Source organism: Neorhizobium phenanthreniclasticum (assembly GCF_040066075.1).
Lineage (GTDB): Bacteria > Pseudomonadota > Alphaproteobacteria > Rhizobiales > Rhizobiaceae > Neorhizobium > Neorhizobium petrolearium.
The window spans coordinates 23,274-33,807 of sequence record NZ_JBEAAL010000046.1 but is presented as its reverse complement, the minus strand read 5'-3'; the positions used below and the strand labels follow the sequence as shown (position 1 = coordinate 33,807).

General features: G+C 60.2%; 8 protein-coding genes and 1 pseudogene. 8 read left to right on the top strand and 1 reads right to left on the bottom strand.

Going from position 1 to position 10,534, the window contains the following annotated elements; genetic code table 11:
* From ABK249_RS31925 to ABK249_RS31895, 7 genes and pseudogenes are all read left to right on the top strand, one after another.
* The coding region (locus ABK249_RS31925; RefSeq protein WP_348864805.1) for a transposase at positions 1 to 394 on the top strand (394 nt) is incomplete at its 5' end.
* Positions 395 to 825: 431 nt separating this feature from the next.
* Positions 826 to 2,220 (top strand): MalT transcriptional regulator family protein, encoded by a 1,395-nt coding sequence (locus ABK249_RS31920; RefSeq protein ID WP_348864804.1) that lies wholly within the window; start codon positions 826 to 828, stop codon positions 2,218 to 2,220.
* Positions 2,221 to 2,344: 124 nt separating this feature from the next.
* A complete protein-coding gene (locus tag ABK249_RS31915; RefSeq protein WP_280107536.1) occupies positions 2,345 to 3,922 on the top strand; it encodes an AfsR/SARP family transcriptional regulator in 1,578 nt (525 codons plus the stop codon).
* A gap of 75 nt (positions 3,923 to 3,997) precedes the next feature.
* Positions 3,998 to 4,447 (top strand): hypothetical protein, encoded by a 450-nt coding sequence (locus ABK249_RS31910; protein ID WP_227705627.1) that lies wholly within the window; start codon positions 3,998 to 4,000, stop codon positions 4,445 to 4,447.
* Positions 4,448 to 4,669: 222 nt separating this feature from the next.
* Positions 4,670 to 6,436, top strand: a complete 1,767-nt coding sequence (locus ABK249_RS31905; RefSeq protein ID WP_227705628.1) for a hypothetical protein — start codon at positions 4,670 to 4,672, stop codon at positions 6,434 to 6,436.
* A gap of 8 nt (positions 6,437 to 6,444) precedes the next feature.
* Entirely contained in the window at positions 6,445 to 7,863 is a 1,419-nt protein-coding gene (locus ABK249_RS31900) for a hypothetical protein (RefSeq protein WP_227705629.1), read from the top strand.
* A gap of 236 nt (positions 7,864 to 8,099) precedes the next feature.
* A pseudogene (locus ABK249_RS31895) lies at positions 8,100 to 8,635 on the top strand (ISL3 family transposase); the annotation flags it as partial.
* A gap of 62 nt (positions 8,636 to 8,697) precedes the next feature.
* Here ABK249_RS31895 and ABK249_RS31890 read toward each other — a convergent pair.
* The gene (locus ABK249_RS31890) at positions 8,698 to 9,591 is read right to left on the bottom strand and encodes an SDR family oxidoreductase (protein ID WP_227705630.1); all 894 of its coding nucleotides are present in this window, start codon (positions 9,589 to 9,591) and stop codon (positions 8,698 to 8,700) included.
* A 94-nt stretch (positions 9,592 to 9,685) separates the two neighbouring features.
* On the opposite strand from ABK249_RS31890, the gene ABK249_RS31885 reads away from it, so the two are divergent.
* Positions 9,686 to 10,516, top strand: coding sequence for a helix-turn-helix transcriptional regulator (locus tag ABK249_RS31885; protein ID WP_227705631.1), 831 nt, complete (start codon positions 9,686 to 9,688; stop codon positions 10,514 to 10,516).
* Positions 10,517 to 10,534: the final 18 nt, after the last annotated feature.

Below are 10,534 nucleotides of genomic sequence, written 5' to 3'. Positions count from 1 at the left end.
CGACCAGTTCACTGCCGATGGAGCTTATGATGGCTATCCAACCTACGACGCAGTTCTCCGTCACAGCGCAAACGCAAGGGTCGTCATTCCACCGCGCTCGAACGCTGTTGAACGGCCCAACATCCAAACATCCTGCCAGAGAGAGGATCACATAGCATCCATGCAGGCAGATGGTCGACTGAAATGGCAGGCATTGACCGGCTATGGTAAACGAGCTTTGGTTGAAACCGCGATGGGTCGATACAAGGGCGTCATTGGACTGCGTTTGCACGCTCGGTCATTCCTCGCTCAACAGACAGAGGCTGCGATCGGCGTCGCCATCCTGAACCGAATGCTTGCCTGCGGACGCCCGAAATCCGTTCGTTGCCAAGCCTCGACGGGAGCAACCAAGTAATCGGCCCATCAAAGACCGACTTCCGCACATTTGCTGATACCCGCACCAACGCCGTGGCCGATGCAACGTTGGCGTCGCAATTCCTCAGGAGCCCTCGGTTCTTGGTCCGACTTGGTATAAAAGAACCCGATCGGGCTAACTTCGTTTGACCAACTACCTCTTCATGCTCGCAGACAAACATGATTATCGCCGCAAAACGCTGCCCTTCCGTCTCGAGATAATTGCGTTCAGACACATATGATCCGTTCGCAGGCATGCGGCCTTGGATGTGTTCATGGGGAGGATATCCTTGCCGCCTAGTCGGCGCGCGGGCTCGGCGTCGGGCTCAAAGCCGCATCGCCTACGAGGGGGGTTACTTGAGTGCCCATTTGATTGCAAAGCTGGCTGCGCCGCACATCGCAGAAATTGTCCGGCGCACCAGGATCACCGGATTGATCGACCGCGTGCTTGGCATTGGCGCATGCTGGATCGCCGCACCAGCCGGATATGGCAAGACCACGGTGATGGCCGACTATTTGTCGGGCGCCAGGGCGTCGCATGTCTGGTTTCGAGCCGACGAAGGGGACCGGGACATTGCGCGCTTTTTTGACTACTTGGCGCAGTCCCTGCCATCGTCCACCGGCCTGAGCATGCCAGTTTTCGGCGTGGAATATGCCGAAAACCCTCGTGATTTCGCCCGCATATTTTTTTGTGATTACTTCGCTCGGCTGAGAGCGGGCACGGTCCTGGTATTCGATGACCTTCACACGGTCGACACCCCTGCCTTCAGGGATGTTCTTGCGGTTATGCTTGGAGAGCGGCCGAGTTGGCTTCGTTTCGCGTGCCTCTCTCGGACCCTGCCCGGCGAAGAGCTTGATGGGCTAGTGCGCTCCGGCGCGGTGACCATCATCGATCAATCCGTGTTGGAATTTTCCGATATCGAAGCTCGCAGTTTAGTCGAACTCAGGTTGAAACAACGAGCCGCGCAAATCGATATCAGCAGTGCTCGAGGATGGGCCGTCGGGCTTGTGCTCCTGGCCGATAGAGGCGGTGTTGACGACGTTCTCAAAGCTGAGCCGTCGGTCTTCGCTGCTCTTGGCGGACATTTCTTTGACACGCTTCCGGCGTCCGAGCAGGAGATGCTGCTCACGCTTAACCTGTTGCCGGAAATCACGGCCACCTTGGCGAACGCAATCACCGGATCGACCGAGGCGGGAAAGCTGCTTGCCCGACTCTATGAGCGCCAATTTCTCGTCACGAGGGCCGAAGGCCAGAAGGAAACCTTCCATCTGCATGACCTGCTCCGCGATTTCCTGGACCGTCGCTTTGACGAGAGGCTTTCGGATACCGAAAAATCCGCGTTACGGGCAAAGGCGTCGCTGGTTCTTTCCGAGGCCGGGCGAGTGGATGACGCAATCGGGCTCGCGTTGGATGCCGCCGCGTGGTCATCGGCCCGCGACCTCCTGCTTCAGCGCGCTGATGCGCTGATAGCCACGGGCCGCCGCGCATCGCTTATCGAATGGCTGGGCAGGCTGCCGCAGGGGGAATTGACCGGCTGGCTGCTCTATTGGGCCGGCGTTGCCCATCTGGCCGACGATGCAGAGGCCGAACGCTGGTTCACACAAGCCTGGCAGACATTCGAGGAAGAGGGTGATGAACGCGGCAAATACCTGACGGTCGCACGTGTCGTGCTGGTCAAGACAGACAGTTGGCGCACTCATCATGGTCTTTCGACATGGACGAGGCGTGCGATCATCCTTGCCGCACAAGAGGTTCCTCAGCTTCCGGATGAAGAGGACCTGCTGGGTCCATATCGGATTGCTGCGCGCTCACGACTTCGCGGATGAGACTGACGGCGATATTGGGCATGAACTAGCCGAACGGCTGCTTGACCGGCTAGGAGACGCGAGCCGGAGCTTTCCGAGCGGGCTTCGCCTCCATGCAAGCGAGACCCTGATCGAACATGCGGTCATGACGGGCAAGGCCGGCATTTTTGAACGGGCGGTGGATCATGTCCGCGGCGATATCGCGAAGCCCGATGTGCTTGCCTGGCACCTTGGCCTCTGGCTAGTTGCTTTCGGCGCGGCCAACGGTCGCTACTTTCGATATTCGAGGCGCGATTTTCCATACACGACAGCAGAGGAAGCTCTGCATGCCGCCATCGACATTGGTGAGCGGGAAGCGCTCAAAGGGGTGGAATTCGGAGCGCTTTATCATCTGCAACTGCAGATGAAACTACGCAATGACTTTTCGGCATTCAGCCGGCTGGTAATGCGGCTCGCCGAAATTGCTGACAGCCGCTACACGACACAAGTTGCCGTCGTCGCCGATTGCCGTGCGGCATTGCATACCTGGCAGAGGAACTTCACCGAGGCTTATCGCGATTGTGAACGCTTCATGGCGGCTATCGAAGAGGGCGATGAACCGCTCGTCGAGCGGCTGCCTCATTACATCACCAAGTTTCAGGTGCTCCTCGCGGATCGCCGATCGCAAGAAGCTGCCGACCTGCTCGTGGACCTGTTGCCACGACTGCAAGGCGGATCGTTACTTCGCGCGCGGCTATGCGTCATGGCCGCTGAGGCGCTTCGCGCGAAATGGCAGGGCAACCCGGCCTATGAAGACCGCTTGCGAACCCTTTTGACCGAACTGACTGTTGCCGATTGGCGCGCTGTTCTACTGAACCTGCCTGATCTGCTTTCGGATATTCTCGCCGATGCGATCGAAAGGGACATCGAGACCGAGTTTTGCTCGAGCCTGATCCGCGAGCGCCGTCTTGCGCCGCCGGCTCGCCGTCCAGCCAGCTGGCCGTGGCCTCTCAAGATACATGTGCTCGGCGGTTTCCGACTCGAGCGCAATGGCGCCACCATCGAGCTTGGTCGCAAGCCGCCGACGCGCGCGCTCGACATCCTACGCACCCTGGCCCTGTCGAAGGATCATGCCTGTTCGATCGAAACGCTGCAGGATTGGCTTTGGCCGGACCTCGACGGGGGACAATCAAACGCCGCTTTTGAGCAGGCGTTACACCGTCTGCGAAAACTGCTTGGTCAGGCAGATCTGATTACGCTGCGCGAAGGAATATTGCGGCTCGCGCCGGACAAAAGCTGGATTGATCTCGACGATTGGCAGTACCGGCTGAAGGCGGTCTTGGGTGAAGTCGGACAGATATCCGCAGAGAGAATGCGTGTGTTCTACAGCTTTCCCGGCCCGCTCTTCTTTCGGCAGGCCGAACCGGCCTGGGCAGTCGCAACGGCGGAAAGCGTTCGTGACACCTATATCGATCTTGCCATGCGCCTTGGCCAGCTGCGTGAGGCGGAGGACGACGGCGTTCAGGCCAGGGCAATCTATTTACGAGCGCTCGACTACTATCCCGAATCCGACCGGCTTCATGGAGCGCTGATTGAATCGCGGCTGGGAAGCGGCGATCTGGCCGGTGCGGTTGAGGACTACGAACGTTATTTGCGTCTGCGCAAAGCTGCCGGAGAGCTGGATCCTTCCCCGACGGTCCAGGCCATTGTCAGAAGATTCAAACTTTCGCCAAGCGGTGGCTGAGCCGTAAGCCATCCGTAAGGGCGGTTCGCCTAGCGTTCATGCGTGTAGTTGGTATCTACGCCAGGAGGAACGTCTATGTGGAAGGATCGCGCAAATCGGGGCTTGTATCTCTTCGAAGGAAGCAGTGACGACCCGGGAAACAGGACATGGCAGATTTTCAACCATGTCCTGGGTGAAAGCAATTCAGACACTTATATCAGCCGGGACTTTTACAACGTCCAGCAGACCGCCGGGGGACTTCCCGATGGTGTCAGCTTCGACCAATTCCTGGGAATGATCCAGGGGCATGTGCGTAGTGAGCTGGAAGGCAGCAGCTTTGACGACGACTTCAGCGACGAAGACTTTAAGCAGGCGGCGCTGACGTTTGACGACAACATTCGCCGCCATATCCGTTTCCTGAACGGTGTTGTTCATCAAGGCTCTCCCGGAGAGGTCCATGTCGCGCTTTGGAACCTGATCCTGGAAAGCCGCGGCGACAGCCGCAGCATCTACTCATGCTATAGCGACTATCTCGTCGACGCCTGACGACACCGCGCCGGATCGCCCCAGCGGCGGCAATGCTGTGATGCAAAGCGACAGGCGCGCACGGCGATCTGCGCAATTCGCGCAAGCAGCAAGCAATTCTCCGGCCTTGCAGGCCGCCCATACGGCATTCGTGCAGCGCGGGCGGCCATGCCTGATTTTGTCTCGCTGGTGGTCAGGCATCTGGCCGACAATGAACGCAACCATTTCCGAAGGAGCCTAAAAATGCCTGGAAACGAACTTCAGATCACAGGCGGTATTACCCAGGCGCTGCTTGATGCGCTGAACCAGATCCATATCGCCGTCGCGGCCCAACTCGTCAATCCGGACGGCTCGCCATCGAGATCGGCCGTCTACATGCATCTTCCGGTCGGCCAGCCGATCGATCCGAAAATGTACGCAAACCCCTGGACGCCGGCGGGCGGCAGCGCCTACGGTGCCGTATCCAACACAGGCGCCTTTACGGCGCCTACGCCACCACCGCTCCCGGAGGGGACGCCGGCAACGCCTGCCGGTCAGCTTACGGCAATGCCGCAGCCCAATCCGCAGCTGCAACTGGCGATCAACAGCGCATTCAACACCGCGCGACGCGTCGACGACATGCTGATGGTCACCGACAAGGGGGTTGCCGTCTCGTGGCCGCAGCGGACGGTCAGCATCGAATATTTCACGGCGTTGTCGGGCATGCAGGCCGAGCCGATACCGGAGCCCTCCGCCGACATCAAGAAGCGTATTGCCGACGCTCAGAAGACCCTCTACCTCATGGATGCAGACGGCAATTTCACCGGCTATACGCCGCGCCATACCGCCTATCGGCGCAATCAGAAAGCCCTGGCCGACGCGCGCAGCGAGTATGCGCTGGCCTATTCCCAAGCAATGTCCGATCCGGTCCAGGGACAGGCCTGGCCGGTGACCAGCGCCAGATACCAGAACGCCGTCGACCAGGCTTACAACGACTTCAGGGACATGGGCGGGCAGGAGATCGAGGACGCGATCGCAACGCTTCAATCGATCGGCGGCAGCGCCGCCGCAGCCCTGATCGCCAAGGCGCGCAAGATGTACGACGACTACAGTATCGGTCTTGGGGGTGCAATCGCCGTCAAGGTTCCGTGGTCGTATGTCGATCCGGTATCATGGTGGGACCACACCAATCGTGATTTCGGCGTCATGAAGGTCAAGGCGTCGTCGACCCAATACCAGACAAGCGGCGGCGGCGGACAGCACAGCTTCGGCCACAGCTTCTACACCAATGAATCGTCCTCGACGTCGGGCAGCGCAGGTTACCATGTCTTCGGCTTTGGCGCTTCGGCCAATGCGTCGCACAGTTCGACTAGCCACGACGACGGATGGAACACGGATCAATCGTCCTGGAACTGGCACCAGGACCAGAGTTCGTCCGCGACCGTGAGCTTCGAATGGTTCGTCGCGAGCATCGAACGCCCGTGGCTGCTGGGCGATCTCTTCCATATGGACGGCTGGTACCTTGCCGGGCAGAAGAAGAATTCGATCAGCGACGGTACGATAGAGGGCCAAATCGGCGACGTGCCGAAACTGCTGCCGATGATTCCGAAAGCCTTTCTGATCGTGCGGAACGTCACGATCACCGCCGACTCCTGGGGCAGCATGGGCTCGGTCTTCCAGAGCGCCACCGACAGCGCCAGCGGCCATACGGACAGCAGTTCCACGAGCTACGGCGGCAAGGTGGGCTGGTTCGGCCTCGGCGGCTCCGTGCAACACTCCAGTTCGGAAAGCAGCGGCGCGTTCAGCAACCAGCACGACGCTTACCAGGGCTTTTCGTTCACCAGCAGCGGGACCGGCGGGACGCTCGAACTCTTCGGTTCCCAGATCGTCGGCTGGATCGGCCAGATACAACCGGCCGCGCCACGCAAGGACGATCCTGCCTTGGCCAATGGCGGTTCGAACGACACGCCCGCCGATGCCGGCGGATCGCCGGCCGTGCCCGAAGACGCCAACGCCGCACCGCAAAACTGAGGTGCTCCATGAGCCACAATTCCGACCAACTCGCGATCCTCGGGCAGAAGGTCATCGACGCGCTGATCGCGACCTATAACCCGGCCAATGATCCGTCGATAGCGCTTGCCCTCCATCCGGGGCAAGCGCTGGCCGACGACATCGTCCAGAACGGCGTTACAAATCCCCTGCGGCTGTCGGAGTGGCTTGAGGACCAGTACGACTATCCGTTGTGGCTGAAACGCTCCGACGCCTCGTCCATCTCGACGGCGTCAGTGGGCGCCGTGTCGGCGAAGTCCACCTATCTCGCAATGGTCCCGTGGGCACAGCCGAGCGTGCCCGCGGATTCCCCGGCTTATGCCCGCCTCGCCGCCCTGATCGCCGGTGCGCGCCGGGATCTCGGCGACAATCCCAACGCTCTGCCTTTCAGTTGCGAACCGACCGATTTCGCTCAGGCCGACAGCACGGCCTGGCATGTCTTCGACCAGAGGATCACGGCTAGCAGCTCGACGACGACCACATCTTCTCCTCCTGTAAGGGCCAATCCCCAATTGTGGAAGATGCGTCGGGTTACGGATGATTTCCTGTCAACGCTGCCGTCGACTGTAGAGATTGCGGAAAGGCGCAGGGCGTTTACCGCGGAGCTGGCCGTCGAGCCGCGCACCGAAGTCGTCAGAAGGTTGCGCACGATGCCCAATCCGGCCGAACTCGCCGCCCAGCCAATCGAGTTGATGCGGGTGGCATCATCATCGCCATCTGCACCGGAGCCGGTCGCGTTGCGGGCGATCGGTGCTGCCAACCTTCGCGCGGCAACCGTGCGGCCGGTCACTCGCAGCCTGGTTTTCAACCGCAGGCACCTGATGAACATGGAGGAGCCGCCGCTCGTCGTAGAGGGTCATACCGGCGAGGCCGCGCCCGTCAGAACCTTCGACAGGAGGATGCTCGACAGGCTTTCGGCGGTACAGCTTCACGATCTGGTGCAGACACCGGCGGTCACGGAGGTGACGACATCGGACAGCGAGCTTCACGTCCATTTCGAATATTGCCTTGTCGCGATCACCCGTCGTCTAGCCGGTACCCCATGGTGGCGTTCCGATCTGATTTTGGAAGACGACTGGTACGTACCGGGCATGAGACGTGGCGATATGGTCAAGCCATCAACCGACGAAGCTTATGCGCACTGCTTGCCGCAGGGCCTGCTTCTGGTCCGCAATGTTCGGTTTAGTGGTTCATGGACAGCGGAAGCTCGCGCAACGATGGAGAATCCGGTGTCGTTCCTAGGACCTTTTCTGTTGCAGGCGCCCCGAACCGAGGCCGTCAGCACGTCCGATGTCGAGCAGGTGAGCGTGCTCGGGATCGGTACGCAGGTGATTGGCGAACTTTGTCTTCCGCTGCCGCCGTTACCGCCGGCGGACGACCCGGATCTGGCGGTCGCTCCCGCCGGCTAGGAAGGGGGAAGGCGTCCAGTCGGGACTCCCAGCGGCGCCCTCTTCCTTCTATGGGATCGTTTCCGGCGATATTTGTTTTGTGAATGACAACATCCTCGGTGAATGGCGGGGGGCGTGCGGCCGTCTGGCTGCTGAGTTTCGGCAGTCAGGCGGCTTCGGCATTTCGCATTCAAACAATCGCAGGAATCGTCGGTTGCGAGCCCCCTGAAACGCCTTGGCGCCGGGCACATCGATAGTCCCGGAAGGAGGTGTTCGAGATGGTACACGCCTTGAGCAAAGAAGGCCTGACCTGCTCGGGAATTGCGCGTCGCACGGGATATGGCCGCCGCAGCATCGCAAAATGGCTGACGTTCGAAACCCCACCCGACCGACGCAGGGGTGCGCTACAGCCGACATCTCCGCGGATACACCGGCAGCTTTTCCAATCTTGAACGCCTCCTGGCAACCTGGCAACCTGGCGCCGCGCCGAGAGGCCGGAAACAGATAAGGATAAGGATGATACGGCGCCGGCTCGGATCGGACTCGCCGACAGAACATATGACAATGCGCCTGTGCGTGATCCGTAAACCGGTCATTGGATCTCACCGGTTGTCGCCACTACTCTCTGCATCAAGTCGCGCGGCGCGCTGACCATCAATCAAGCACGGAAGTAGATGCCCTCAAAAAGGAATCACAGACGTTTGCTGTTTTGCGCAGCTTCTCCATGCGATTTCGCGGAATATTTCATGGCCGAACTTCGGCGAAACTCGAAGAATGGATCGAGGATGCCATTCGAGGTGCCGATAGTATCCCGGCGGAGCTGCCTTTTTGCAGGGCGAGATGTGAGGCTCAGACCTACGTCGCCGAATAGTTCATGTCTCTCAGGTCGTCGAGCAAGCCGGGCCCCTCCGGCGCCCAACCCAGCTTCTTCCGCGTCAGTGTGCTCGAAGCCGTGATGTCCGCCGAAGCGAACATGGCGAACCAGCCGAAATGGGCTTCCGCCTCTTCTTTCGCAAGCGAGACAGTGGACAGCCCGAGCCCGGTGGCGACGACATTGGCGATATCGCACACGGCAACCCCTTCTTCCGCTACCGCATTGTAGCGGGCGCCAGGTTCGCCGCGAAGGAGTGCCAGAACGTAAAGCTTTGCCACATCGCTCACGTGACCTGCGGCCCAGCGGTTGGCGCCATGGTCGACATAGGCGACGACGCCCTTCTCGCGCGCCATTTCGATATAGGGCGAGATCAGACCTTGTTTGACAGTGTCGTGCACCTGCGGAAGCCGAACGACGCCCAGGTTGACGCCGGCTTCGAGCTGTTCCTGGCCAGCCAGTTCCGAGGCTATGCGTGGATTGACATGATGATCGTCGAACACATCCTCGCGTGCGGGTTCGCCATTGCCCGGGTCGCCAATGCCGACGCCCGAAGTGATGAGCAGCGGCCGGTCCGATCCCTTCAGGACGACCCCGAGCGCGGCAATGACGCGGCGATCCTTTTCGCAATTGGCCACGAAATTCGTAAAGTCATGGTCGAACGCCGTATGAATGACGGCGTCGGCATTCTCGGCTCCTTTCGCCAGGGCCGGAGGATCTTCCAATGTCCCGAGATAAGCGGATGCGCCGGCACTCATCAGTTCTTTCGCTCCAAGGCCGGAACGGGTGAGGCCGATCACCTCATGGCCTGAGGCCGCGAGTTCGCGAAGGATACGGGATCCTATGAACCCGGTGGCACCTGTTAGAAAAACACGCATGGGAATCTCCTGCATTGACGTATCAGGCGATCTCATGAAAAATTGTCCTGTTAAAGTAGTGACTTTATCCTAGTATAATAATCAATAGGATCGCATGAGCGAGAACACATCCGAAAATGCTCTTGGCACATTCCTGCGCGACCGGCGCATGCGCCTCGATCCAGCTACATTCGGCTTCCCCGCCGGACGCCGGCGTACGCCAGGCCTGCGCCGCGAAGAAGTCGCCCAGCGCGCCAATATAAGCTCGACCTGGTATACTTGGCTGGAGCAGGGGCGGGGTGGGTCACCGTCCGCCCATGTGCTCGATCGCATTGCAAAGGGACTGATGCTGACCGAGCCCGAGCGTGATCATCTGCATATTCTCGCCTTCGGCCATCCTCCGGAGCCGCGTTACCACCAGCGAGAAAGCATCACGCCGCGGCTGCAACACGTGCTGGACGCCATGCCCTTCAGTCCTGCCATCATCAGGACGGCGACATGGGATGTGGTGGCGTGGAACAAGGCTGCGACCGTAATTCTGACGGACTACGCCAAGCTGCCGAAGGAGCGGCGCAACATCCTTCGCATGATGTTCTCCGACGAACGCGTACGTGCTGCGCAGGACGATTGGCGCAACATCGCCCGTTACGTCGTTGGCGCATTCCGGGCCGATGCCGCGCGTGCCGGCGCAGGGGTGGAAATCCGCCAGTTGGTCGATGAACTCTCCGCTGGCAGCCCGGAATTCAGGGCGATGTGGGCCGACAACGAGATCACAGGCACGCGCGAAGGCATCAAGCGCCTTCACCACCCTGTTCTTGGAGTGATCGAGTTGGAGTTCTCGACCTTCGCGGTCGAAGGCCGGTCCGACCTCAACATGATGGTCTACAGTCCGGCAAACCCAGAGGTGATGGAGCAATTTCGCTCGCTGATTGCCAGGGCTCGCTGAGCCTACGATGACGAGATT

Excerpts from the sequence above, each read along its gene's own strand:
- ABK249_RS31915 (WP_280107536.1), top strand. The coding sequence starts at position 2,345 with ATGACGGGCAAGGCCGGCATTTTTGAACGGGCGGTGGATCATGTCCGC.
- ABK249_RS31900 (WP_227705629.1), top strand. The coding sequence starts at position 6,445 with ATGAGCCACAATTCCGACCAACTCGCGATCCTCGGGCAGAAGGTCATC.
- ABK249_RS31885 (WP_227705631.1), top strand. The coding sequence starts at position 9,686 with ATGAGCGAGAACACATCCGAAAATGCTCTTGGCACATTCCTGCGCGAC.
- ABK249_RS31890 (WP_227705630.1), bottom strand. The coding sequence starts at position 9,591 with ATGCGTGTTTTTCTAACAGGTGCCACCGGGTTCATAGGATCCCGTATC.
- ABK249_RS31910 (WP_227705627.1), top strand. The coding sequence starts at position 3,998 with ATGTGGAAGGATCGCGCAAATCGGGGCTTGTATCTCTTCGAAGGAAGC.
- ABK249_RS31905 (WP_227705628.1), top strand. The coding sequence starts at position 4,670 with ATGCCTGGAAACGAACTTCAGATCACAGGCGGTATTACCCAGGCGCTG.